General features: G+C 66.7%; 28 protein-coding genes. 21 read left to right on the top strand and 7 right to left on the bottom strand.

Annotated elements, in window-relative coordinates:
• The first annotated feature begins 8 nt into the window (after window positions 1–8).
• From pgsA to FJQ54_RS14590, 3 genes are read left to right on the top strand one after another with little or no spacing between them, the layout of a single operon-like run.
• Entirely contained in the window at window positions 9–590 is a 582-nt protein-coding gene (gene pgsA / locus FJQ54_RS14600; protein ID WP_140929270.1) for a CDP-diacylglycerol--glycerol-3-phosphate 3-phosphatidyltransferase, read from the top strand.
• A complete protein-coding gene (locus tag FJQ54_RS14595) occupies window positions 587–841 on the top strand; it encodes a MoaD/ThiS family protein (RefSeq protein WP_140929163.1) in 255 nt (84 codons plus the stop codon). The genes pgsA and FJQ54_RS14595 overlap by 4 nt, the downstream gene beginning before the upstream one ends.
• Window positions 838–1263, top strand: coding sequence for a molybdenum cofactor biosynthesis protein MoaE (locus FJQ54_RS14590; protein WP_140929162.1), 426 nt, complete (start codon window positions 838–840; stop codon window positions 1261–1263). Before FJQ54_RS14595 ends, FJQ54_RS14590 begins: the two co-directional genes overlap by 4 nt.
• An 84-nt stretch (window positions 1264–1347) precedes the next feature.
• Here FJQ54_RS14590 and FJQ54_RS14585 read toward each other — a convergent pair whose 3' ends face one another.
• The gene (locus tag FJQ54_RS14585; RefSeq protein WP_140929161.1) at window positions 1348–2322 is read right to left on the bottom strand and encodes an NADPH:quinone oxidoreductase family protein; all 975 of its coding nucleotides are present in this window, start codon (window positions 2320–2322) and stop codon (window positions 1348–1350) included.
• 56 nt (window positions 2323–2378) lie between these two features.
• On the opposite strand from FJQ54_RS14585, the gene FJQ54_RS14580 reads away from it, so the two are divergent.
• The gene (locus FJQ54_RS14580) at window positions 2379–3401 is read left to right on the top strand and encodes a 2-dehydropantoate 2-reductase (protein WP_140929160.1); all 1023 of its coding nucleotides are present in this window, start codon (window positions 2379–2381) and stop codon (window positions 3399–3401) included.
• Between the two features lie 229 nt (window positions 3402–3630).
• On the opposite strand, the gene FJQ54_RS14575 is transcribed toward FJQ54_RS14580, so the two are convergent.
• A complete protein-coding gene (locus FJQ54_RS14575) occupies window positions 3631–4533 on the bottom strand; it encodes a hydrogen peroxide-inducible genes activator (protein ID WP_140929159.1) in 903 nt (300 codons plus the stop codon).
• Window positions 4534–4637: 104 nt separating this feature from the next.
• Here FJQ54_RS14575 and FJQ54_RS14570 point away from each other — a divergent pair, with 104 nt between their 5' ends.
• The gene (locus FJQ54_RS14570; RefSeq protein WP_140929158.1) at window positions 4638–5513 is read left to right on the top strand and encodes a peptidylprolyl isomerase; all 876 of its coding nucleotides are present in this window, start codon (window positions 4638–4640) and stop codon (window positions 5511–5513) included.
• Here FJQ54_RS14570 and FJQ54_RS14565 read toward each other — a convergent pair.
• On the bottom strand, window positions 5503–6255 hold the full coding sequence (locus FJQ54_RS14565) for a sulfite exporter TauE/SafE family protein (protein WP_140929157.1): 753 nt from the start codon (window positions 6253–6255) through the stop codon (window positions 5503–5505). The genes FJQ54_RS14570 and FJQ54_RS14565 overlap by 11 nt on opposite strands.
• Window positions 6256–6411: 156 nt before the next feature.
• Here FJQ54_RS14565 and epsC point away from each other — a divergent pair, with 156 nt between their 5' ends.
• Window positions 6412–7092: a serine O-acetyltransferase EpsC gene (epsC, locus tag FJQ54_RS14560; RefSeq protein WP_140929156.1), complete on the top strand. Its 681-nt coding sequence runs from the start codon at window positions 6412–6414 to the stop codon at window positions 7090–7092.
• Window positions 7089–7415, top strand: a complete 327-nt coding sequence (locus FJQ54_RS14555; RefSeq protein ID WP_140929155.1) for a DUF2794 domain-containing protein — start codon at window positions 7089–7091, stop codon at window positions 7413–7415. The genes epsC and FJQ54_RS14555 overlap by 4 nt, the downstream gene beginning before the upstream one ends.
• An 86-nt stretch (window positions 7416–7501) precedes the next feature.
• On the opposite strand, the gene FJQ54_RS14550 is transcribed toward FJQ54_RS14555, so the two are convergent.
• Window positions 7502–7765: a flagellin gene (locus FJQ54_RS14550; protein WP_456238792.1), complete on the bottom strand. Its 264-nt coding sequence runs from the start codon at window positions 7763–7765 to the stop codon at window positions 7502–7504.
• Window positions 7766–7812: 47 nt separating this feature from the next.
• Entirely contained in the window at window positions 7813–9693 is a 1881-nt protein-coding gene (locus tag FJQ54_RS14545; RefSeq protein ID WP_181160184.1) for a flagellin N-terminal helical domain-containing protein, read from the bottom strand.
• Between the two features lie 123 nt (window positions 9694–9816).
• Between FJQ54_RS14545 and FJQ54_RS14540 the strand changes: the two genes are divergently transcribed.
• Complete coding sequence (locus FJQ54_RS14540) at window positions 9817–10494, top strand: RluA family pseudouridine synthase (protein WP_140929152.1); 678 nt, start codon at window positions 9817–9819, stop codon at window positions 10492–10494.
• Between the two features lie 19 nt (window positions 10495–10513).
• On the opposite strand, the gene flgM is transcribed toward FJQ54_RS14540, so the two are convergent.
• Both flgM and FJQ54_RS14530 read right to left on the bottom strand, forming a co-directional pair.
• On the bottom strand, window positions 10514–10813 hold the full coding sequence (gene flgM / locus FJQ54_RS14535; RefSeq protein WP_140929151.1) for a flagellar biosynthesis anti-sigma factor FlgM: 300 nt from the start codon (window positions 10811–10813) through the stop codon (window positions 10514–10516).
• A 90-nt stretch (window positions 10814–10903) separates the two neighbouring features.
• Window positions 10904–11350, bottom strand: coding sequence for a hypothetical protein (locus FJQ54_RS14530; protein ID WP_140929150.1), 447 nt, complete (start codon window positions 11348–11350; stop codon window positions 10904–10906).
• Between the two features lie 243 nt (window positions 11351–11593).
• Between FJQ54_RS14530 and flgB the strand changes: the two genes are divergently transcribed.
• The 13 genes from flgB to FJQ54_RS14465 all read left to right on the top strand — a co-directional run bounded on the left by flgB (window position 11594) and on the right by FJQ54_RS14465 (window position 22095).
• Entirely contained in the window at window positions 11594–11992 is a 399-nt protein-coding gene (gene flgB / locus FJQ54_RS14525; RefSeq protein ID WP_140929149.1) for a flagellar basal body rod protein FlgB, read from the top strand.
• Window positions 11993–11994: 2 nt separating this feature from the next.
• On the top strand, window positions 11995–12390 hold the full coding sequence (gene flgC / locus FJQ54_RS14520; RefSeq protein WP_408006031.1) for a flagellar basal body rod protein FlgC: 396 nt from the start codon (window positions 11995–11997) through the stop codon (window positions 12388–12390).
• Window positions 12387–12797: a flagellar hook assembly protein FlgD gene (locus tag FJQ54_RS14515; protein WP_140929147.1), complete on the top strand. Its 411-nt coding sequence runs from the start codon at window positions 12387–12389 to the stop codon at window positions 12795–12797. Before flgC ends, FJQ54_RS14515 begins: the two co-directional genes overlap by 4 nt.
• A gap of 15 nt (window positions 12798–12812) precedes the next feature.
• A complete protein-coding gene (locus tag FJQ54_RS14510) occupies window positions 12813–14042 on the top strand; it encodes a flagellar hook protein FlgE (protein ID WP_140929146.1) in 1230 nt (409 codons plus the stop codon).
• On the top strand, window positions 14042–14776 hold the full coding sequence (locus tag FJQ54_RS14505; protein WP_140929145.1) for a flagellar basal body rod protein FlgF: 735 nt from the start codon (window positions 14042–14044) through the stop codon (window positions 14774–14776). The genes FJQ54_RS14510 and FJQ54_RS14505 overlap by 1 nt, the downstream gene beginning before the upstream one ends.
• Before the next feature lie 10 nt (window positions 14777–14786).
• The gene (flgG, locus tag FJQ54_RS14500; protein ID WP_140929144.1) at window positions 14787–15572 is read left to right on the top strand and encodes a flagellar basal-body rod protein FlgG; all 786 of its coding nucleotides are present in this window, start codon (window positions 14787–14789) and stop codon (window positions 15570–15572) included.
• Window positions 15553–16218 carry a flagellar basal body L-ring protein FlgH gene (locus FJQ54_RS14495; protein ID WP_140929143.1) on the top strand — a complete coding sequence of 222 codons (666 nt, stop codon included), beginning with the start codon at window positions 15553–15555 and terminating at the stop codon, window positions 16216–16218. Before flgG ends, FJQ54_RS14495 begins: the two co-directional genes overlap by 20 nt.
• 56 nt (window positions 16219–16274) lie before the next feature.
• The gene (locus FJQ54_RS14490) at window positions 16275–17342 is read left to right on the top strand and encodes a flagellar basal body P-ring protein FlgI (RefSeq protein ID WP_140929269.1); all 1068 of its coding nucleotides are present in this window, start codon (window positions 16275–16277) and stop codon (window positions 17340–17342) included.
• Window positions 17339–17551: a hypothetical protein gene (locus tag FJQ54_RS14485; protein ID WP_140929142.1), complete on the top strand. Its 213-nt coding sequence runs from the start codon at window positions 17339–17341 to the stop codon at window positions 17549–17551. The genes FJQ54_RS14490 and FJQ54_RS14485 overlap by 4 nt, the downstream gene beginning before the upstream one ends.
• Window positions 17548–19398 carry a flagellar hook-associated protein FlgK gene (locus FJQ54_RS14480; protein WP_140929141.1) on the top strand — a complete coding sequence of 617 codons (1851 nt, stop codon included), beginning with the start codon at window positions 17548–17550 and terminating at the stop codon, window positions 19396–19398. Before FJQ54_RS14485 ends, FJQ54_RS14480 begins: the two co-directional genes overlap by 4 nt.
• 13 nt (window positions 19399–19411) lie before the next feature.
• Entirely contained in the window at window positions 19412–20326 is a 915-nt protein-coding gene (locus FJQ54_RS14475; protein ID WP_140929140.1) for a flagellin N-terminal helical domain-containing protein, read from the top strand.
• 66 nt (window positions 20327–20392) lie between these two features.
• Complete coding sequence (gene motA / locus FJQ54_RS14470; protein ID WP_140929139.1) at window positions 20393–21256, top strand: flagellar motor stator protein MotA; 864 nt, start codon at window positions 20393–20395, stop codon at window positions 21254–21256.
• Window positions 21253–22095 carry a flagellar motor protein MotB gene (locus FJQ54_RS14465; RefSeq protein WP_140929138.1) on the top strand — a complete coding sequence of 281 codons (843 nt, stop codon included), beginning with the start codon at window positions 21253–21255 and terminating at the stop codon, window positions 22093–22095. Before motA ends, FJQ54_RS14465 begins: the two co-directional genes overlap by 4 nt.
• The last annotated feature ends 27 nt before the right edge of the window (window positions 22096–22122 follow it).

Genomic DNA, 22122 nt, shown 5'->3' with positions numbered 1-22122 from the left:
GGGCCATGCTGTCCAGCCTCCCCAATCTGCTGACCCTCAGCCGAATCTTCGCGGTTCCGCTGTTCGTGATCCTGATGTGGAACGCCAGCTGGGTGGGCTATACGGCGGCCTTTCTGCTCTACTGTCTGGCGGGCATCACCGATTACATCGACGGCTATCTGGCCCGCGCGCAAGGCACGGTTTCCAAATTGGGCGTGTTTCTGGACCCGGTGGCAGACAAAATCATGGTCGCCGCCGTGATCGTGATGCTGATCCACAATGACAATATCGTTGGCTGGCATGTGATTCCGGCGCTGGTGATCATCCTGCGCGAGATCACGGTTTCGGGCCTGCGCGAATTTCTGGCGACGGCGCGTGTCAGCCTGCCTGTCAGCCAGCTGGCCAAGTGGAAAACCACCTTCCAGATGGTGTCGCTGGGCGCGTTGATCCTTGCACCCGCCAGTGCGCACTGGTGGCCTGCCCTGCCCGCCCAGCCCGTGGGCATCGTCACCCTGTGGCTGGCGGGCGTTCTGACGCTGGTGACGGGCTGGGATTATCTGCGCATCGGCCTGAAGCATATGACGTCTGAGGTTCCGGGCACCTCCGGGTGAGCGTGAGGCTGGTCTATTTCGCCTGGGTCCGTGAACGGATCGGGCTTTCCGGGGAAGAGTATCCGCTGACACAGTCGCTGCCCGCCGGGGAGTTGGCGGCGAAGTTACGCGCCCTGTCCGCAGGCCATGCCGAGGCGCTGACCGACCTGTCGCGGCTGCGGCTGGCGCTGAACCAGCAGCAAGTCGGTTGGGACGCGCTGGTGTCGCCGGGCGACGAACTGGCGCTGTTCCCGCCGGTGACGGGCGGATGAGCCTGTTCGAGGTTCGGGTGCAGGCCGGGCCGTTCGAGATCGGCGCGGAGCAGGCGCGGCTGTCGGCTCTCACCCCGGAAGTCGGCGCGGTCGTCAGTTTCACCGGGCAGGTGCGCGATGCGCCACTGCTGCTGGAACATTATCCCGGCATGGCCGAGCGGGAGATGGAGGCGCTGCTGGCGGATGCCCGCGCCCGTTGGCCGCTGATCGGCGCGATCATCGTCCACCGCCATGGGCCGCTGGCCGTGGGGGAGCCGATCGTGCTCGTCCTCACCGCCAGCAGCCACCGCCGCGCAGCGTTCGAGGCGTGCGAGTTTCTGATGGACTGGCTGAAAACCCGCGCGCCCTTCTGGAAGAAAGACGCGCTCGGCTGGGTGGACGCGCGCGACAGCGACGAACAGGCCGCCGCGCGCTGGGATTGAGGCCATTTCCGACGGTACGCCGCAAGCGCGACTGCACGCCGGCCGAGAAGCCGAACTCGATGAGTCTTCCTCATCGATCCTCGATCACGCCGTCAGGATCACCTTGCCCTTGGCCTTGCGGTCCATCAACAAACGAATGCCCTCCGCACCGCGCTCCAGCGGCAGGTGCGCGGAGACATGCGGCTTCAGCTTGCCTTCACCGAACCATGTCAGCAGTTCGGCCATGTTCGCTTCGTGCACCTTCGGCTCATGCTGGGTGAAAGCCCCCCAGAACACGCCGACGATGGAGGAGCCCTTGATCAGCGGCAGGTTCAGCGGCAGCTTCGGAATCTCCCCGGCGGCGAAGCCCACCACCAGATAACGGCCGTTCCACGCGATGGAGCGGAAGGCGGGTTCGGCATATTTGTCGCCGACGGGATCATAGATCACGTCCACGCCCTTGCCGCCCGTCAGTTCCTTCACCCGATCCTTCAGATCCTCGGTTGAATAGTTGATCGTCTCGTCCGCGCCATAGTCGCGGGTGAGCGCAAGCTTGTCGTCCGACGAAGCCGCCGCGATCACCTTCGCGCCCATCAGCTTGCCCAGTTCCACCGCCGCCAGCCCCACGCCGCCCGCCGCGCCCAGCACCAGCAGCGTCTCGCCCGGTTGCAAGCGCGCCCGCTGCTTCAGGGCGTGGTGGGAGGTGCCGTAGGTCATGGTGAAACCGGCCGCGACATCGAAGGGCATATCGCCTGCCATCGGGATCGTCTGCCGCTCATGCGCGAGGAACTTCTCGCGGAAGGCACCATTGCCCGTCATCGCGATCACCTTGTCGCCCACCTTGAAGCGCGTCACGCCCTCGCCCACGGCATCGATCACGCCCGCGGCTTCCCCGCCGGGGCTGAACGGCAGCGGCGGTTTGAACTGGTAGAGATTCTGGATGATCAGCACGTCCGGGAAATTCACGCCCGCCGCCTTCATCACGATGCGGACTTCGCCCTTGCCGGGTTCAGGCTCTGCGATCTCCTGCACCACCAGTTTCTCCGGCGGCCCATGTTCCACACACAGCAGCGCTTTCATCAGCTTCTCCCTCGCGTCAATGCCGGGCAAATAGGCATGGCAATGCGGGAGAGGCAATGGTGAGCGAGCAGGCAAAAGTCGCAGTTTTCGGGGCGGGGATGATCGGCATCTATGTCGGCGGCCTGCTGGCGCGCGATGCGGATGTCGCGCTGATCGGGCGGCCTTCGATGCTGGATGCGCTGGCCGATGGCGTGCGGCTGACGGACGTGGACGGGCTGGACGAAACGATCAGCGGCTTCACCCGCACCGCCGATCCGGCCGCGCTGGCCGGGGCCGATCTGGTACTCGTCACGGTGAAAAGCATGCAGACGGCAGACGCCGCTGCCGCAATCGCAGCGCATGCGCCGCCGGGCGCGCTGATCATCAGCCTGCAAAACGGCGTTTCCAACCCGGACGTGCTGCGCGCCGCCCTACCCGGCCGCACAGTGCTGGCCGGGATGGTGCCCTTCAACGTGGCGCAGCGCGGCCCGGCGCATTTCCACCGCGGCACCGGCGGTGGGCTGGTGGTGGAGGACAGCCCGGCGCTGGCCCCGTTCGAGCCGCTGATCGGCCGTTCGTTCCCGCTGACGAAAAGCTCCAACATCGTCGGCGTGCAGTGGGGCAAGCTGCTGGTGAACCTGAACAATGCGGTGAACGCGCTCTCCGGCGTCAGCCTTGCCGAGCAATTGCGGCAGCGGGATTATCGCCGCTCATGGGCGCTTTCCGTGGCCGAAGGGCTGAAGCTGGTGGAGGCCGCCGGAATCACCCCGGTGGATGCCATCGCCATGCCGCTGAAGCTGATGCCACAAATCATGAGCCTGCCGGACGCGCTCTATGGCTATGTGATGGCGGCAGCCGGGGGCGGCAAGGTGCGGGTCGATCCGCACGCCCGTTCCTCCATGGCGGATGATCTGGCACGCGGCCGCCCGACGGAAGTGGATTATCTGCAAGGCGAAGTGGTGCGGCTGGCGCAGCGGCTGGGCCGGAAAGCGCCGGTGAGCGCGCGGATGGTGCAACTGGTGAAGGCCGCCGAGCAGGGCGCGCCGCCGATCCCGGCGAAGGCGCTGTATGCGGAGCTGAAGGCGGCGAAGCGGGGTTGAAGTCGGGCTGGGGATGTTGTGGATCACACCCGGCGGTGACACCCCCTCTCCAACTCTCCCCCTTGCAGGGGGAGAGGGCTGCGGTGCGCCGCAGGCAATCAAAGTTGATCACACGCACATCGTTGGGGTTTCGGCGCGACACAAATATCGAGGGTGCAGGGAAATCATTTCCCTGCTGGGTTCCAAGGGCGAAGCCCTTGGCCGCCGGAGGCATAAAAGCCGTAACGCGCTACCCCACCCGCGCCTCCTTCAGCGCCTGCGCGAACAACCGATACTCCTCCGCGCGCGGGCTGGAGGGCCGCCATGCCAGTGCGATGGTGCGTTTGGCGTCCGGGCTGGCCAGTGGGCGGGTTTGGATGGCGGTGTTGCTGAGGATTCCGGCGTCGATGGCCATTTGCGGCAGCAGGGTCATGCCGATGCGGTTTTCCACCATTTGCACCAGCGTGTGCAGCGAGGTGCCCAGCACGGACTGGTCCGGGCGGAAGGTGGCGCGGCTGCAGGCGGCGAGGGCATGGTCTTTCAGGCAGTGGCCGTCTTCCAGCAGCAGCAGGCGGGCTTCGTCGATGCCGTCCGGCGCGATGCTGGCGGGCGGGTCGGGCAGGTCGTCGGGGTGGAAGGCGAAGCGGATGGGATCGTCGAACAGCGGTTCATATTCGATCTCGCCGCAGCTGTAGGGCAGCGCCAGCAACAGGCAATCCAGCTGGCCGCGCCCCAGCGCCTCGCAGGCGGGGCCGGATTGCTCTTCGCGCAGGTAGAGCTTCAGTTCGGGCCATTGCGCGCGTAAGCCCGGCAGCAGCGCGGGCAGCAGGAAGGGCGCGATGGTGGGGATGACGCCGAGGCGCAGCTCGCTGGCCAGCGGCTGCCCGGCGGCGCGGGCGAGTTCGGCGATGGAATCGGCTTCGGCCAGCAAGCGCCATGCGCGCTGCACCACGGCCTCGCCCAGCGGGGTGAAGCGCACCACGCGGCGGTTGCGCTCCACCAGCGTGACGCCCAGCAGCGTTTCCAGTTCGCGCAGGCCTGCCGAGAGGGTGGATTGGGTGACGTAGCAATCCTCCGCCGCCTTGCCGAAATGGCGGGTGCGGTGCAGCGCGACCAGATATTGCAGCTGCTTGATGGTGGGCAGGTAGATCATGCCCACATGATTAAGTTGCCCATTCGATGAATTCAACGCCTGCGACAAAGTGTTTCGATCACCGGGCGCTGGCGGAACGGCTCTGGCGATGGCAGGTTGCGGGCATGAAACGCCTCGCACTCGCCGCCCTGCTGGCCGCCTCGTCCGCCCTTGCCCAGCCTGCAAGCCCGCCCTCCCCCGGCGAGATTGCCGCAGACGCCCCGGCGGCGGACTGGCAGGCGATTTCCCCGGCGGACGTGCTGCTGCTGGAGTTCGCAGGCGGGCGGAAGGTGGCGATCCAGCTCGCCCCGGCCTTTGCGCCCACGCATGTGGCGAACATCCGCGCGCTGGTGAAGGACGGCTGGTTCCCGCGCAACGCGCAGATCGTGCGGGTGCAGGAAAATTATGTCGTGCAATGGGGCGATCCGACGGAAAAGGCCGGGCTTCCGGCCGGAATCGTGGCGCGCCCGGCGGATGGCTATGAACGCCCCGGAACGCCGCCGGGGTTCATCGCCCTGCCCTATGCCGATGCCTATGGCGCAACCGTGGGCTATTCGGGCGGCTGGCCGGTGGCGACGGACGACAAGGTGCATTGGCTGCCGCATTGCCCTGCGATGGTGGGCGTGGGGCGGAACATGCCGCCGGATACCGGCACCGGCGCGGAGCTGTATGTGGTGATCGGCCATGGGCCGCGCCATCTGGATCGCAACATCGCCACTGTCGGCCGGGTTCTCCAGGGGCAGGAGGCGCTTTCCAGCCTGCCGCGCGGCACGGGCGGGCTTGGCATGTATGAAAAGCCTGAGGAGCGGGTGCCGCTGCTCTCGGCGCGGATGGCGAGTGATCTGCCATCGGCGGAACAGCCGCAGTTTCAGGTGCTTGGCGGCTCCAGCCTTGCGAAATGGGCGGATTCGCGCGCCAACCGGCGGGACAGTTTCTTCATCCGCCCCGCAGGCGGCGCGGATATCTGCAATCTGATGCCGCCGGTGCGCCTCAAGCCGTAAGGAAGCGCCAGATTCCGAAGGCGCTCGTCAGCATCAATACCGCGCCCACCAGGATCATCAGAGTGTCCGCGCGCAATTTCTTGGCCAGAATCGCGCCGAACGGGGCCGCGATCACGCCGCCCGCCAATATGCCCAGAGTCGCCGTCGTCACCACTTCCCAGCCCAGATGGTAGATGAAGGTGATGGCCGCGCTGGTCGTCACGAAGAATTCAGCCGCGTTCACGGTGCCGATGGTGTGGCGCGGGGATTTGCCCTGCACGATCAGGTTCGAAGTGACGATCGGCCCCCAGCCGCCGCCGCCTGCCGCATCCAGAAAGCCGCCCGCCAGCCCCAGCGGCTCCACCACTTTGGGTTCGCGCTCCACATGGATGTGGCGGAAACCCCGCCAGAACAGCCACAGCCCCAACAGCCCCAGATAGGCCTGAATCAGCGGCTTCGCCTTATCCGCCGGGATACTGGTAAGCACATAGGCCCCCGCCACCGCGCCGACCACGCCGGGAACGGCGATGCGCGCGAACAGCTTCCAGTCCACATTGCGGGCAATCGCATGGCTGGTGCCGGAAACGGCGGTCGTCACCGTTTCCACGGTGTGCACACCGGCAGATGCCGCAGCCGGGGGCACGCCAAGGGCCACCAATGCGCTGGTGGAGATCACGCCGAAGGCCATGCCCAGCGCGCCATCGACGAGCTGCGCCAGAAAACCCACGGCCATGAAGGTGAAAAAGTCCGGTCCGAATTCCATAGCGTGCGCTGACTGACAGGCTGGGGCCGATAGGGCAAGATAGATGGGCTGGTGCGGGCAGAACCGGGGCTTTGCCGAACCTGTTGTTTTCAGGCATCTGGAATTGAGCCGCGCTTGGGATTATGTCACGCAGAGATAGAGACAAGGCGCGCACGAATGTTTGACACCCTCACCAGCTTCCTGTCGAGCATCCGTGCCCGCGATCCGGCACCGCGTTCGCGCTGGGAAATCCTGACCTATCCCGGCGTGTGGGCCGTTGGATTCCACCGCATCGCCCATGCGCTGTATCGGGCGGATTTCTTTCTGCTGGCACGGATGGTCAATCATTTCAGCCGCTTCCTGACGGCGATTGACATTCATCCGGGCGCGAAGATCGGCCGTAACCTGTTTATCGACCATGGCTTTGTGGTGATCGGCGAAACCTCTGAAATCGGCGACAATGTGACGATCTATCAGGGCGCAACGCTGGGCGGCACCAACCCCACCAACGGAATCGCGGGCAAGCGCCACCCCACCATCGGCGACAATGTCATCATTTCCCTGCACGCTGCCGTGCTGGGGCCGATCATGGTGGGCGAGGGATCGAAGATCGGCGCGAATGCCGTCGTCACCAAGGATGTCCCGGCCGGCGCGACGATGATCGGCATCCCGGCCAAGCCCGTGCCGATGCTGGTGAAAGAAGAGCCCGCGTTCGTGCCCTATGGCACCCCCTGTTCCGACAAGTTTGATCCCGTCACGCAGAAGTATGAGATTTTGAAGTGCGAGATCGAAACGCTGCGCGCCCGGCTGGATGCCTATGAGCGTGAAACCCGCAAGTCAGGCGGCGAGGCGGCTTGAACGTCATCCCGCTTCCGACAAGCGGGCAAACGCTCTTCGATCGGGCGGAAATCGACCGCATCATGCAGCTTTATGGGCAGATGGTCGCGGCAGGCGAATGGCGCGACTATGCCATTGATTTCAGCGGCCGCACCGCGACCTTCTCCGCCTTCCGCCGCGCCAGCGAGCGGCCGGAATTCCGGCTGGTGAAAGACCCTTCGCTGCGGTTGAAGCAGGGGCAATATTGCCTGTTCGGGGAAGCCGGGCAGGCGCTGAAGCGCGGAAATGATCTGGGGTCCGTGCTGGCACCTGCCGCGCGGCGGTTGCTGAAGATCGCGGATTAGACGCGCGCAAAATAAGGGCGGAAGGATTACCCCTTCCGCCCAAGTTTCCTGACCGACTTCCTGAGTTTTTTGGCTTCCCTTGGTTATTACCGCAGCAGTTGCAGCACGCCCTGCTGGCTCTGGTTGGCTTGCGCCAGCATCGCCTGTGCGGCCTGTGTCAGGATCTGGCCGCGCGCCAGCGAAGTGGTCTCTGCCGCGAAATCCGCATCCTGAATGCGCGAGCGCGAGGCGACCGTATTGTTGCTGGCGCTGGTGAGGTTGCTGATCGTCGCCTCCAGCCGGTTCTGCACGGCACCCAGTTCCGCGCGGTTCACGGAGATGGATTTCAGCGCTTCGTCGATGGAGTTCAGCGCCGCCGTTGCGCCCGCCTGCGTGGAGATATTCACGTCCTTGATCTTCAGGCCGCCGAGGTCTGCGCCATAGCGGTTTTCCTCGAAGCCCAGTGCGGAGAAGTTGGAGGCCGGGCCGAAGCCCTGGCTGCCTGCGCGCAGATCGATGGTGGAGGCGCTTTCAGAACCACCTGAGCATAGGCCGTGTTCACCGTGGCGGCCGAGACGTCCGTGGGATCTGTGACGCCTGTTACCGTGTAGCTGGTGCCGGTGCCCGCGATCGTCATGCCGCCAAGGCCGAAATTGGCGGCGGTGGCTTCATCGCTGTCCAGCCAGACGGCGACGTTGCGGCCGTCTGCTGCGGTGAGGCTGAGGCCGCCAAGGCCGTTGTCCACCGCCGTCACGCCGGTGGTGCCGCTGTTGTTGTTGATGGCGCTGGCGACGGTTTCGCGGGTTTCCTGCGCCGTTGCGCTGGCGGACAGGGCGATATCCATCGACACGCCGTTGATGACGAGCGTGGCCGTTGCATCCGCGCCGATCACCGTTGTGGTGGAGCCGACGAGGGTGAGCGAGGCGGCCTTGGCCGTAACCCCGGTTTGCGCGGAGGATTCGTTGATCGCCGCGGCGATGGCGATAGCGCTTGCGGCCTTGGTGCTGGAGCCGGCGGTGGTATCCGAATAGGTATCATCCGCCGCGCGGGAGGCGCGGATGGAGACGCCGTTCAGCACCAGATCGCCAGTGTTCAGCACCCGCGCGTCTGCCCCGGTGGCCGAGGTGGCGACAGCGCGGGCATCGGTGGAGAGGGTGGAGACGCCGCGATCATAGCTGCCCGCCGCGAGGCCCGAGCGGGAGAGGCGGCCAGTGCCGACCGAATCGATCACGATGGGACCGCCCTGATCGGACACCAGCGAGTAAGTGCCGGATTGCACGCCCGCCTTCAGGCCGGTGGAGGCTGCCGTGAGGGTATCGAAGGCGACTTCAATGTTGCGGCCGTCTGCTGCTTCCAGCCGGATGCCGAGGTTGGAATCGCCGGTGTCGATGGCGCGGACGCCCGTTTGCCCGGAGATGAGGTTGATGGCGTCCACCACGGCCGTGCGCGAAGCGGCGGCGTTGGTGCTGGTGGTGATGGAGCCGGTGGTGACGCCGTTGATGGTGACGGTGCCCGTCAGCGCGGCGGCCGTCATCGCGGTGCCCGTCATCGTGGTGGTGCCCACCACGGCGCGGACGCCGGTTTGCGCGGTCGCGCGGTTGATGGCCGCGGCCTTGGAGATAGCGCTCGCTTCCTTGGCCGAGCTGGACAGCGAATCGTCGGTGCTGCGCGAGCTGCCGATCACCACGCCGTTGATGCGCAGATCATTGCCTTGCAGCGCCTGAGACGAGGCCATCAGTGCAGCGGAGGTGGCGAAGGCACCCGTGGCGGTGAGGCCGGGAACGCTGCCCGTGCCCAGATCGCCGGTGCGGGCCGAGCCGATCGACATCGTCACGGTTTCGCCCGCGCGGGAGCCGGTTTGCAGCGCCAGATTCTTCGACGAGCCATCCAGCAGACTGATGCCGTTGAAGCTGGTGCGCTTGGCGACATTGTCGATCTCGGAGACGAGCTGGGTGACTTCCACCTGAAGGGCTTCGCGGTCCACGTCTGCGATGGTGCCGTTGGCGGCCTGCACGGACAGTTCGCGCATCCGTTGCAGCATGTTGGTGACTTCGCCCATCGCGGTTTCCGCCGTCTGGGCGAGCGAAATGCCGTCTCCGGCGTTGCGGATGGCGACGGCGAGGCCGCGCACATCTGCCGTCATCCGTTGCGAAATGGCGAGGCCGGCGGCATCGTCTTTCGCGCTGTTGATGCGAAGGCCTGTCGACAGCCGTTCCATGGCCGTATCGAGGCCGGCTTGCGCCACCCTGTTGCCGTTCTGCGCCTTCAGGGCCGCGAGATTGGTGTTGATGATCGTCATCGTGCCTGTTCCTCTTTCAAGCGCAGGGGAAAGGCCCCGGCTGCTTTTTGCTGGGAAGCCTCTGCGACGAAGCCTCAGGCCGCCTTCACGGCAGCGGGCGGATCGGGTTAAACGGCAGCAGCCATGGCGACATCCCCTCCCCTTCCCGCCCATTCTCTTCCGGTTCAGCTGGCCAGCGGCAAGACCTGGCTGGTGATCGACAAGCCCGCCGGGCTGGCCGTGCATCCGGGGCCCCGCACGCCGGAGAGTCTGGAGGATTTGCTGCCCGGCCTTGCGCAGCATGGGGTGGTGCCGCAACCGGTGCACCGGCTGGACCGGGATACCTCCGGTTGCCTGCTGCTGGCGCGGCGGGCGAGTGCGCTGAGGACACTCTCCCGCGCGTTTGCGGACGGGATGGTGGAAAAAACCTATCTGGCAATCGTGGAGGGCGAGGTTCCGGGGGATGCGGGGCGGATCGATCAGCCGCTTCTGAAGCACAGCGACCGCAAGACGGGGTGGCGGATGCTGGCGGATGCCGCCGGGCAGAGCGCGCGGACGGACTGGCGGGTGCTGACGCGGCTCGGCGGGCTGGCGTTGCTGGAGTTCCGGCCAAAAACCGGGCGCACGCACCAGATTCGGGTGCATGCCACCTTGCTGGGGCCGGGGACGGTGATCGTCGGAGACCCGGTGTATGGGCGTGGTGGGGATGATGGGCTGATGCTGCACGCCAGCGCCATCGCTTTTGCCGAGCCGCAGACGGGGGAGCGGATCGAAGTGCACGCACCAAACCCCCGGCGCTTTACGCAGCTGGGGTTCGGGTAGGTCGCGGGATGGCGCGCGGTCAGGCGGTGGAGCCGGGCAGTTCCGAACGGATCATGGCCGAGGCGATGCTGTCTGCGTCGATCTGGTAGCGGCCTTCGGCGATGGCGCTTCGCAGCGATTGCACCTTGGCGCTATCGACAGGCGGGCTGGCGGACATCTCCCGCGCGGCGGCGGAAATCTGCGCCTTTGCCGGGGCGTTTTCGGCGGCACGCGGGGCCGTGCCGGAGATGGAGGCCGTATCCACGCGGGCCTTCCCGCTGGAAAGCTGAAGCGCGGCCCGCGAGGGGATGTTGCCGCCACCTGAAACCTGATCGACCATAGCCTAGTCCTGCCTGCAATTTGCCGCCTGAGAGTTCCAGAGCGCGTTTAAGCGCCCTGATCGCCCGTAACGGCACCCTTGCAGGCTTGTTTAGCGGTTGTTGAGATCGTCCCCAAGGCGCAGGCGGCCATCCTGATCCAGAACGGCCGCAATCGTGCGGCCGCTCCGCGCGTTGCGCAGCAGCACCCGGCCGTCTCGCTCCACCCGCTCCGCGACGGCATCCAGCTGAATGCGGAAGCCCTCCCCCGCGATATCGGCGGAGATGCGGTCCCCCCGGCGGAGCGTGGGTTGCTGGGCGGCGGTGCGCTGCGCTTGTAACGGCAGCACCAGCGCCGGGTTATTGGGGCCGCAGCGGGCGACCACCGCTGCGCCGCTGCTGGCCCAGTTAAAGCGATGGCCGCCGGGGCAACTGCGACTGGCGAGGCGCGGGTCTATGGAGAGCGATGCGCCTGCGAAGGCCTCGGCCGCTTGTTGCAGTGTCTCTGCCTTCGCAGGGGCAGCGGCGAGCAGCAGCCCGATCAACAATTTCCTTCGCATGGGCGCGTTCCCCTCAATGAATCCGGCCGGATGCCGTGATCTCGGAACGTGCAACCCCCATGCCATGCCCGCACCGTGGCTGATACGGTGCGGCAGCGGCACATCTGTGCCGCTTGCGGCCCTGCACAGCGGCACAGGCGTGCCGCTTTCCTGCCCTTCCCCCGCCCTGCCCCCTGAATTGCCGGTTTGGCACGGCGCTTGCTGCTCCCCCTGTTGCAACAAGGCCCGCAACAGGGTGGAACCATGATGGCAGACAGGCTCGATCAATATTTCGGCGTTCATGGCACGGCACTGCGCCTGCGCAGTGAGCGGATGGGTGTGATCGCCTCCAACATCGCCAATGCCGCGACGCCGGGTTACAAGGCGCGCGATCTGGATTTCACCTCCGCCTTCGCAAGCAGCGGCTCTGAACTGGCGATGGCGCGGACATCCTCCGCACATTTGCAGGCGAGCGAAACCGAAGGCGAAGCGCGGCTGGCCTATCGCCAACCGGTGCAGCCTTCGCTGGACGGCAACACCGTGGAACTGGCGACGGAGCAGGTGCAGTTCGCGGAAACCGCGCTGCGTTATCGCGGCACGCTGGGGATGCTGAACGGACGCATCCAGTCCCTCACCAGCGCGCTGAAGGGCGAGCAATCATGACGATGGGCATTTTCGACATCGCGGGGCGGGCCATGTCCGCCCAGCTGGTGCGGCTGAACAGCAGCGCCTCCAACCTTGCCAATGCCGGGGCCGTTTCGGCCAGCGCCGAAACCGCATACCGGCCGCTGAAGCCAGTGTTCGCCACCGAATATGAAGGGGCGACGGGGCGGGCCACCGTGTCAGTGCTGGGCGTGGTGCAGGCCGATGCTGCGCCGCAAAAGCGCTATGAACCGGGCCATCCGCTCGCCGATGCGGACGGTTATATCCATGTCTCCGGCGTCGATCCCAACGCGGAACTGGTCGAGATCGTGGAAACCGCGCGCCAGTATCGCAACTCGATCGAGGTGCTCGAGACCGCGAAATCCCTGACACTTGAAACATATAGGTTGGGCCGATGAGCACTGTTTTCGATCCCGCCGCGCTGGGGCTTCGCGCCGCATCCACCAGCGTGAACACGCCCAGCGACACGCTCACGCAAGGCGATTTCCTGACGCTGCTGATCACCCAGCTGAAGAATCAGGACCCTCTCAGCCCGCTCGATAACGAGGCGTTCGTGGCGCAGCTGGCGCAATTCTCCACCGTCTCCGGAATCACCAGCACCAACGACAAGCTGGACTCGCTGGCGCAGCTGACGGCCTCCAACGTGCGCACAGGCGCGCTGCAATGGATCGGTCGTTCGGTCGAAGGCACAGACGGCAGCGGCGGCACGGTCGCCTCTGTCAGCATCGGCGACGATTCCAGCCTCACTCTCACCCTCGACACCGGCGCGACGCTCGCGGCCGGCACCGTCAAGCGCATGTCCTGAAAGGCCTGACCGCACATGACCTTCTTCATCTCGCTCACCGGCCTCAACGCCTCGCAGACGGAATTGTCAGTTCTGTCCAACAACATCGCCAATGTGGGCACATCGGGGTTCAAGAAATCCCGCGTCAGCTTCGGCGATATCGTCAGCCGCTCCCCCGGGCAGGCCCCCAATGGCGCGAACGGTGCGGGGGTTTCCGTAAAGGGCGTCGGCCAGCAGTTCGGACAGGGCGGCTACCAGACGAGTAGCAACGCGCTGGACATGTCCATCGAGGGGCAGGGATTTTTCCTTGTGAAGAATGGCGAAGCCGGATCGGCGACACTGGCGCTGAGCCGCAATGGAGCCTTTTCCGTGGATGCGGACCGCTGGGTTGTCGACAATGAGGGGCGGCGCTTGCAGGTATTGCCGACCACGGCCGACGGCGCGGTGACGGGCACGGGGGCCAGTTCGCTGCAATCGCTGCGGCTGCCCACGGCCTCTGGCGAGGCGCGGGAGACGACGGCGGTGCGATTCGTCGCCAACCTGCCCGCCACCGCCACCGCGCCCACCGCCGCCTTCAACCGCGACGATCCGACGAGCTATAACAATGCCACATCCACAACGGTTTATGATGCGAACGGCAATGCCTCCACGCTGACGCTCTATTACCGGCGTATCGAAGGCGGGGAGCCGAACAAGCTGTGGGAGGTGCGCGCCTTTCAGGGCGATTCCGAAGTCACGCCGACCACGCCGCCCGATCCGCAGGTGCTGACGTTCGATCCGGACGGGGTGCTGACGGACCCGACGACGCCCACCGCCTTCAGCAGCGGCTTCACCCTGAACCATGCCGACAGCGTGATGGAAAACCAGCCCTTTTCCGTGAGTTTCACCGAGCAGGACGGCTATTCCCCCGGCAGGCTGGAAAGTGTGGCGGTGGACCGGGACGGGCTGATTCAAGCGACCTTTTCCAACGGCGAAACCTTCGCGCTGGGCAAGCTGGCGTTGGGCAATGTGACCAACCCGCAAGGGTTGCGGCAGATCGGCAATGTCAGCTGGACGGTTTCCGCCACGTCGGGCGACCTCACGGTGGGCGAGCCGAATATGGAGGGGCTTGGCGGCGTCGCCTCCGGCTCCCTCGAACGCTCCAACGTGGACCTGACGGACGAGTTGGTGGGGCTGATTTCCGCGCAGCGCAACTTTCAGGCGAACGCCCGCGCGATCGACACCGCCTCCACCTTGCTGCAGACCATCATCCAGCTGAAGAGCTGATGGACCGGCTTGTCTATACCGCCCTCACCGGGTTGCAGCGGGCGCAGGAATCGCAATCGGTTACCGCGCACAATCTCGCAAATGCGGCGACGCCAGGTTTCCGGCGCGAGATGGCGGCGCTGGGGGCCGGATTCCTCACGCCTTCGGGTGCGGCGCTGACGGCGCGGGCGCAATCGGGCGGGGAATCCCCGCACGATCTGCTGAACCCCGGGCGAGTGGAAAGCACCGGCAATGCGCTGGACGTGGCCATGGACGGCGGGGCCTGGCTGGCAGTCGCGGACAGCGGCGGCGGCGAGGCGCTGACACGGCGCGGCGATTTGCGGATCGACCCGGAGGGGCGGCTGCTGACGGGCGACGGCCATGCGGTGATGGGCGAGGACGGGCCGATTGCCATTGCCACGGGCTTCCAATCGCTGCGGATCGGCCGCGACGGCGCGCTGGAAACGCGGGCTTCGGACGATGCGCCCTTCGTGGAAGTGGCGCGGCTGAAGCTGGTGACGCCGGACCCGGCGACACTGGCGCGCGGGGCGGACGGCCTATTCCGCGCCCCCGCGATGGAGACGGACGAGACCGCGACCGTGACGGTGGGGGCCATCGAGCGTTCCAATGTGGAGACGGCGGCGGCGCTGGTGGAACTGGTGGAGCAATCCCGCCGCTTTGAATTGCAGACCAAGCTGATCACCACCGCACGCGACATGGACGAAGCCTCCGCGTCGCTGATGCGCGTGCAGTAGGAGAGAGGATTTGCCCAGCGCCCTTGCCATCGCACGGTCCGGACTGGAGGCGCTGGACGCCCGGTTGCGCACCATTTCCAACAATCTGGCCAATTCCGGCACGGTGGGTTTCAAGCGAGACCGCGCCGCGTTCGAAACACTGATGTATCAGACGACGCGCCCGGCAGGTGCCCCGCAAGGGGCCGATGCGCGCTTTGGCATGGGGCTTTCCACCGGCTCCGGCGTGCGGGTGGCAGGCAGTGAGCGGGTGCATACGCAGGGCAATTTCACCGTGACGGACAATGCGCTGGACCTCGCCGTCGATGGGCAGGGCCTGTTCGAAGTGACGCTGCCGGACGGGCGGGCGGCCTATACCCGCGCCGGGGCGTTCACCAGCGACGCGGGGGGGCGGATCGTGACGCCGCAGGGCTATCCGGTTGCGCCCGGAATCCAGATTCCGCAGGGTGCAACCGCCGTGACCATCGGCGCGGACGGGACGGTTTCCGCCCAACTGGCCGGGGAAAGCGCACCGACGGAGATCGGGCAGATTACGCTGACCAGCTTCATCAACCCGGCCGGGCTGGAACCGGTGGGGGAGAATCTGTTTCTGGAATCGGCGGCTTCAGGCGCGCCACAGCAGGGCGTGGGCGGCGAAGCCGGGTTCGGGAAAATCCGGCAGGGGTCATTGGAAGGCTCCAACGTGTCCACCGTGCAGGAACTGGTCGACATGATCGAAACCCAGCGGGCCTATGAGATCAATTCCAAGGTGATTTCCGCCGCAGACGAAATGATGAGATATGTCAACCAAGCTGTCTAAGCTGCTGCCTTTCCTGTTTCTTCTGAACGGATGCAGCGCCGCTCGACACCTGTCCGATGCCGTGCCGCCGGTGCCCGTGGCGCTGGCCGAAGCGCCTGCGCCTGCTGCACCTACGGGCGGAATCTGGCAGGCCTCTGCCGGGGGGCTGGCGCTGGCGGAGGACCGGCGGGCGCGGCGAATGGGCGATCTGCTGACGATCCGGCTGGTGGAGCGCATCCGCGCGGAAAAGAGCGTGGAGCAGGATAGCAGCCGCACGAGCAACCGATCACTGGACCTGCCGAACGCATGGCCGCTGAACAAGATCGACGAGGGGCTGTTTTCCGGTGGGACTTCCAGCAGTTTCGCCGGCTCCGGCGGCGCGAGTCAGGCGAACAGCCTGTCCGGCGAGTTCACGGTGACGGTGGTGCGGGTGCTGCCGAACGGCGCGCTGATGGTGGCGGGAGACCGCCGCATCCGGTTGGTGCGCGGCGAGGAGCAGGTGCAGCTGACGGGGATCGTGCGGCCGGAGGATATCGGGCCGGACAATCGCGTGCCCTCCACCCGTGTCGCCGATGCGCGGCTGCGCTTCACTGGCACCGGCGAAGTCGCCAATCAGGCGCGGCAGGGCTGGCTCAGCCGCTTTTTCGACGCTGTGACGCCCTTCTGATGCGCACATTGTGGTTCCTGATCGCGCTGGCGCTGTGGTTCGGTGCGCCGCAACTGATGCAGCCCGCGCAAGCGCAGGGCGCGCCGGAGCGGATCAAGGATCTGGCGCGCTATCAGGGCGTGCGGGGCAACAGCCTTGTTGGCTATGGGCTGGTGGTGGGCCTGCCCGGCACCGGGGATGATAATCTGGCCTTCACGGTGCAATCCATGCGCTCGGCGGCGAGTGCGCTGGGGGTGCAGCTGCCGCCCGGCGTGAACCCGGCGCTGAAGAATGCGGCGGCGGTGATGATCACGGCGGAACTGCCGCCCTTCGCCAAGCCGGGGCAGAAGCTGGACGTGACGATTTCCGCGCTGGGCAAGGCGAAATCGCTGCGCGGCGGCACCTTGTTGCTGGCCCCTTTGAAGGGGGCGGATGGGGAGACCTATGCGCTGGCGCAGGGCAATCTGACGGTCGGCGGCTTTGGCGCGGATGGCGCGGACGGCTCGCGGATCGTGGTGAACACCCCCACCTCCGGGCGGATTCCGGGCGGGGCCATGGTGGAACGGCCCGTGCCCAGCCCCTTTGCCGCCGCCGACAAGCTGCGGCTGGATCTTGTCAGCCCCAGCTTTGAAACCGCGCAGGCGATGGCGGATCGTATCAATACGGAACTGAACCGCCCCGCCGCACGGGCGCTGGACGCGGTTTCGGTGGAGATCGACGCGCCGGGCACGGCGATGGATCGGGTAGCGCTGGCGGCGCGGATCGAGGGGCTCACGCTCTCCCCCGCCCTGCCCGCCGCGCGGGTGGTGGTGAATGCGCGCACTGGCACCGTGGTGATCAGCGGCGACGTGCGCGTGCGGCCCGCCGCGGTGGCGCACGGCAATCTTACCCTGTCCGTTTCCGAGGATTGGCAGGTCTCCCAGCCCGCGCCCTTCGCTCGTCGGGGCGATACGGCGATCACGCCGCGATCCGATGTGCAGGCGGATCAGCCCAAGGCGCGCATGGCGATGTTCGCGCCGGGGGCGAAATTGTCTGACATCGTGAACGCTGTGAACGCGCTGGGGGCCGCGCCGGGCGATCTGGTGGCCATCCTTGAAGCCCTGAAGGAAGCGGGCGCGCTGCGCGCCGAACTGGTGGTGATATGATTGAACCGATTTCCGCGACCCCGCGCCCGCAACCTTCTGCCGAGACGAAAGAGGCCGCAAAGGCGTTCGAGGCGATGATGCTGCGGCAATTGCTGCAGCCGGTTCTGCCAAATGACGGGGCCGCCCCGCTGGCGCTGGATACGCTGGCGAAGCAATTGGCGGAAACCGCGCCCTTCGGCTTCGCCCGGCTGATCGGTGACAGCAAATGAGCGACATGCTGTTCATCGGCCAGAGCGGCGTGCGGGCTTACACGCGGGCGATGGAACTGGTGGCGGACAATGTCGCCAACGCCTCCACCCCCGGCCATGTCCGCCGCACGGCGCAATTCTCGCCCGCGGGCAATGGCGGCAAATCGGGCGTGACCGAACTGGATGTGGGCGGCAGCTCCGGCGTGCGGCTGACGGCCGTGAACCGCGCGGTGGACCTGCTGCAACTGGATACGCTGCGCCGCACCGAAGGCGATGTGGCGGCGCTGGATGCCTCCAGCCGCTGGCTGACCTCTATCGAGGCGGCGCTGACCGGGCCGAACGCGCTGGACACCCCGCTGAACGACCTGTTCGGCGCGCTGTCGGACCTCGCCAATGATCCGACCGATCTGGCTGTGCGCGAGACGTTTCTGGCCAAGGCCGATGCGCTGGCAGACCAGTTCAACCGCAGCGCTGATGACCTGACGCGGCTGGATTCCGACCTGCTGAGCGAAGCCCGCATCGAAGGGACGACGCTGAACGATCTGTCCCAGGCGCTGGCCGACGTGAACGGGCGCTTGCGCCGCACGGCGGAGGGCAGCGCGGCGGCGGCTTCGCTGGCAGACGAGCGGGACCGGCTGCTGGCGCAGATGGGTTCCATCAGCACGCTGGATGTGTCGCTGGATCATCTGGGGCAGGCCGAGGTGCGAATACCCGATGCGGGCGGGCCGCTGCTGGTCTCCGGCAGCAACGCGCAGTCTGTTCGGGTATTGCCCTCTGCCACCGGGCTTGAACTGCGGGTGGGGCCGAGCGGCGCGGACGAGCCTGCGCCGCTGCTGTCCGGCAGCATCGCCGGGCTTTCGGATGCGCGGGTGCAACTGACAGAGGCGCGCACGCGGCTGGATACGCTGGCCACGCAAGTCGCCTCGGATTTCAACCGGGTGCATACCGAGGGGGTCGATTCCAACGGGGACGATGGCGGAATCCTGTTCCAGACGACGCGGCCGCTCGCCACGCCTGCCGGAGCGAATGGCGGCTCCGCGCGCGTCACTCTGGCGTTGGAGGAAGGCGCAACGGCGCATCCGATGACGTTGATCTTCAACGGCGCGGACTGGACCTTGTCGCGCGATGACGGACTGGGCAGCGTGACGGGGACGCTGCCGCTGACGCTGGACGGCCTCTCTGTCGAAGGCGCGGGCACGCCGCGCAACGGCGACCTGTTCCGCATTGCCGACAGCAGCGGCGCGGCTGCGATCAGCCTCAGGCCGATGGATGCCGGGCAGATCGCGACGGCGCAGCGCTGGCTATCCGAAGCGGACGCCACCAACAGCGGCAGCGCCGGGCTGAGCCTTCGGGTGGACGATGCGCTGCTGCCCCCTTCTTCCCCGCCCTACACGCTGACGAACAGCGGCGGCACACTGACGCTGACTGACAGCCTTGGCACGGTGTTGGGCAGCGGCGTGGCGGGGGGCTGGATCGAAGGCGACGGCTTCGCAGTGCAACTCACGGGCAGCGTGGGCGAGGGCGACAGCTTCGCCATCCGGCGCAACGGGGCGAATTCCGGCGGCAACGGCAATGCGCTGGCGTTGCTGGCGCTGCGCGACGGCAGCGGCACCGGCACCTCTCCGGGGGCGCAGGCGGATGCACTGGTGAGCCGTGTGGCGGTTGCAGCCGCATCCCGGCAGCAGCGCTTCGAGATCGCGCGGGAAAACCGCAATCAGGCCGCAGAGGCGCTTTCGCTGGCATCCGGCGTGGATCTGAACACCGAGGCGACCGACATGCTGCGCTTGCAGCAGGCGTATAACGCCAACGCCCGCATCATTCAGGCCGCGCGCGAGATTTTCGAGACGCTGCTGCAATCCAGCCGCTGAGGAGACTGAGAGAATGCCCACGCCCGTTTCCGTGAACAGCCGCAGCCCCCTGCTGGCGCAGGCGGATCGCATGCGCGCGCTGGACCGGGAGATCGAAACGCTGGGGAAACAAATCTCGTTGGGGGAGCGGTTTACCACGCCATCCGAAGACCCGGCGGCCGCCAATCGCGCGGCGCAGCTGACGCGGCTGGACACGCGGCTGGCCTCGGACAAGCGCAGCCTGGACCGCGCTTCCAGTCGCCTCTCGCTGGCGGAGACCGCCGTGGACAATGCGAATGCGGCGCTTCTGCGCGCGAAGGAACTGGCGCTGATGGGTGCGAACGGCACCATGACCGCGGAAGACCGGCAGGTGATCGCGCGCGAAGTCGCGGTGCTGCGGCAGCAATTGCTCGATTCCGCCAATGCGAAGGACGAATCCGGGCGATCCCTGTTCGCCGGTTCGGCCAGCGCCACGGATGCCTATACGACATTGCCGGATGGAAGCGTGGAGTGGCAGGGGTTCGACCGGGCGGCCGGGGCCGAAGCCGCCGGGATCGACGGGGCCTCCCCGCCATCCGGGCCGTTGCTGTTCGGATCGGGCGAGACGTCCGCCTTCGCCGCGCTAGAGAAGCTGGCGGCCGCGCTGGAAGAAACGGACCCTGATTTGCGCGCGGCAGCCTTTGCCGACACGCTGACCGGGCTGGAAAGCGCCACCAACCGGCTGATCGACGGACAGGCGCGGATCGGTGCGGGCATGGCGCGGCTGGAGGACGAGACCGACCGGATCGCCGAGGCGCGGTTGCAGATCGCCGAGACGATGAAGGCGGTGAAGGGGCTGGATATGACGGCCGCCATCGCCCGGCTGGACGCGCTGAAAACCACGCTGGAGGCCGCGCAGGCCAGCTTCGTGCACATCTATGACGGAACCCTGTTCGACAGGATCGGCTAAAGCCCGACGGCTGAGGGCCGTTTTCAACCCCGGACGCTTTTGCCCAAGCAGGGGATTTTCACCGCCATGATGGCCATCGCCGGACTCGTCGTGCTTCTGGTGATGGTGTTCGGCGGCTTCGCGATCACCGGCGGCTCGCTGGGGCCGGTGTTCCATGCGCTGCCGCACGAAATGCTGATCATCGGCGGGGCGGCCGTGGGCGCGATCATCGTCGCCAATGATGTGGGCAGCCTGAAGCAACTGGGCGGCGCGTTCGGGCGCATCGTGAAAGGGCCGCGTTTCAAGCGGGCCGATTATCTGGCGGCGATCTTCCTGACGGTGCGGCTGATGCGGCTGTTGAAAACCGAAGGCGCGGTCGCGGTGGAGCCGCATGTGGAAAGCCCGCAATCCTCCTCCCTGTGGGCGGAATATCCGAACCTGAAGGCCGATCATTTCTTCGTGCATCTGGTGACGGATACGCTGCGGCTGCTGGTGGTTTCCACCGGCACCGTGAGTTCGGTCGCCATCGAGGATGTGCTGGATACCGCCATCGAAACCCACCACCATGACGCCATGCGCCCGGCGACTGAGTTGCAGACGCTGGCGGACGCGCTGCCCGCGCTGGGCATCGTGGCGGCCGTGCTGGGCGTGGTGAAAACCATGGGCTCCATCGATCAGCCGCCGGCTGTGCTGGGCGGGATGATCGGCTCCGCGCTGGTGGGCACCTTTCTGGGCGTGTTGCTGGCCTATGGGATCGTGGGGCCGATGGCGGCGCGGCTGAAAACCATCTTGGAGGCAGATGCGGAAATCTACCATGTGGTGCGTCGGGTGATCCTTGCCTCGCTGCGGAACCAGCCGCAGCCCATCGTGCTGGAGGCGGCGCGCACCGCGATCCGCCCGGCCAATCAGCCCGGCTTCACCGAAGTGTTCGAAGGCGTGCGCGGCAAATGACGGCGCTTGGCCCCCTGCCCGAGCCGGAAGTGCTGATCAAAAAGGTGAAGGTGGGCGGCCATGATACGCACCATGGCGGGGCGTGGAAGGTGGCCTATGCCGATTTCGTCACGGCGATGATGGCCTTTTTCCTGCTGATGTGGCTGCTGGGGGCCACCAACGAGGATCAGCGCAAGGGCATCGCCGATTATTTCGCGCCCACGGTGATGGAATCGGAAAAATCCGGTGGCTCCAACGGCTTCATGCAGGGGCGTTCGCTGGAAGATCCGGATGGAGTGGCCCCGCATCAGCGCCGCGCGGGGATGCAGCCCGTCGCGCCCTATCAGGCGGCCAACGGCGCGCGTGCGCCGGCCCGCTCCGACGACGGGCAGTTGCGCAAGGTGGAGAGCGAGATTCGCAAACGGCTGGAGCGCGATCCCGGCCTGAAGGCGCTGGTGGGGCAGATCCGCTTTTCCCACACGCCCGAAGGCTTACGCATCGAGCTGGTGGACAAGGCGGATTATTCCATGTTCGGCAGCGGCGGCACCGCGATGGACCCGCGCGCGCGGCGGCTGCTGGCGGCCGTGGCGGAAACCATCGACGGCCTGCCCAACAAGATCGCCATTCGCGGCCATACCGACGCGCAGCCTTTCAGCGGCGCGACTCGCGGCGCGGCAGAGAACAACTGGACGCTCTCTGCCGGGCGCGCCGAGGCGACCCGCGCGGCGCTGGCCGCCAGCGGCGTGCCGGAGGAACGCTTCTCCCGGCTGGAGGGCGTGGCCGACACCGAGCCGTTCAATCCGGACAATCCGTTCGACCCGCGCAACCGCCGGATGAGCATCACCCTGTTGCGGGGTTGAGCAAGCGCCCATATCGGGGGTGATGGC

This window comes from Sandaracinobacter neustonicus (genome assembly GCF_006385875.1).
GTDB lineage: Bacteria > Pseudomonadota > Alphaproteobacteria > Sphingomonadales > Sphingomonadaceae > Sandaracinobacteroides > Sandaracinobacteroides neustonicus.
The sequence above is the reverse complement of the archived record's forward strand: the minus strand, read 5'-3'. Positions and strand labels throughout refer to the sequence as shown.

Coding starts and splice junctions, on each gene's coding strand:
- FJQ54_RS14590 (WP_140929162.1), top strand. CDS start 838: ATGAGCCTGTTCGAGGTTCGGGTGCAGGCCGGGCCGTTCGAGATCGGC.
- FJQ54_RS14585 (WP_140929161.1), bottom strand. CDS start 2,322: ATGAAAGCGCTGCTGTGTGTGGAACATGGGCCGCCGGAGAAACTGGTG.
- FJQ54_RS14580 (WP_140929160.1), top strand. CDS start 2,379: ATGGTGAGCGAGCAGGCAAAAGTCGCAGTTTTCGGGGCGGGGATGATC.
- FJQ54_RS14575 (WP_140929159.1), bottom strand. CDS start 4,533: ATGATCTACCTGCCCACCATCAAGCAGCTGCAATATCTGGTCGCGCTG.
- FJQ54_RS14570 (WP_140929158.1), top strand. CDS start 4,638: ATGAAACGCCTCGCACTCGCCGCCCTGCTGGCCGCCTCGTCCGCCCTT.
- FJQ54_RS14565 (WP_140929157.1), bottom strand. CDS start 6,255: ATGGAATTCGGACCGGACTTTTTCACCTTCATGGCCGTGGGTTTTCTG.
- epsC (WP_140929156.1), top strand. CDS start 6,412: ATGTTTGACACCCTCACCAGCTTCCTGTCGAGCATCCGTGCCCGCGAT.
- FJQ54_RS14545 (WP_181160184.1), bottom strand. CDS start 9,693: ATGACGATCATCAACACCAATCTCGCGGCCCTGAAGGCGCAGAACGGC.
- FJQ54_RS14540 (WP_140929152.1), top strand. CDS start 9,817: ATGGCGACATCCCCTCCCCTTCCCGCCCATTCTCTTCCGGTTCAGCTG.
- flgM (WP_140929151.1), bottom strand. CDS start 10,813: ATGGTCGATCAGGTTTCAGGTGGCGGCAACATCCCCTCGCGGGCCGCG.
- FJQ54_RS14530 (WP_140929150.1), bottom strand. CDS start 11,350: ATGCGAAGGAAATTGTTGATCGGGCTGCTGCTCGCCGCTGCCCCTGCG.
- flgB (WP_140929149.1), top strand. CDS start 11,594: ATGATGGCAGACAGGCTCGATCAATATTTCGGCGTTCATGGCACGGCA.
- flgC (WP_408006031.1), top strand. CDS start 11,995: ATGGGCATTTTCGACATCGCGGGGCGGGCCATGTCCGCCCAGCTGGTG.
- FJQ54_RS14515 (WP_140929147.1), top strand. CDS start 12,387: ATGAGCACTGTTTTCGATCCCGCCGCGCTGGGGCTTCGCGCCGCATCC.
- FJQ54_RS14510 (WP_140929146.1), top strand. CDS start 12,813: ATGACCTTCTTCATCTCGCTCACCGGCCTCAACGCCTCGCAGACGGAA.
- FJQ54_RS14505 (WP_140929145.1), top strand. CDS start 14,042: ATGGACCGGCTTGTCTATACCGCCCTCACCGGGTTGCAGCGGGCGCAG.
- FJQ54_RS14495 (WP_140929143.1), top strand. CDS start 15,553: ATGTCAACCAAGCTGTCTAAGCTGCTGCCTTTCCTGTTTCTTCTGAAC.
- FJQ54_RS14490 (WP_140929269.1), top strand. CDS start 16,275: ATGCAGCCCGCGCAAGCGCAGGGCGCGCCGGAGCGGATCAAGGATCTG.
- FJQ54_RS14485 (WP_140929142.1), top strand. CDS start 17,339: ATGATTGAACCGATTTCCGCGACCCCGCGCCCGCAACCTTCTGCCGAG.
- FJQ54_RS14480 (WP_140929141.1), top strand. CDS start 17,548: ATGAGCGACATGCTGTTCATCGGCCAGAGCGGCGTGCGGGCTTACACG.
- FJQ54_RS14475 (WP_140929140.1), top strand. CDS start 19,412: ATGCCCACGCCCGTTTCCGTGAACAGCCGCAGCCCCCTGCTGGCGCAG.
- motA (WP_140929139.1), top strand. CDS start 20,393: ATGATGGCCATCGCCGGACTCGTCGTGCTTCTGGTGATGGTGTTCGGC.
- FJQ54_RS14465 (WP_140929138.1), top strand. CDS start 21,253: ATGACGGCGCTTGGCCCCCTGCCCGAGCCGGAAGTGCTGATCAAAAAG.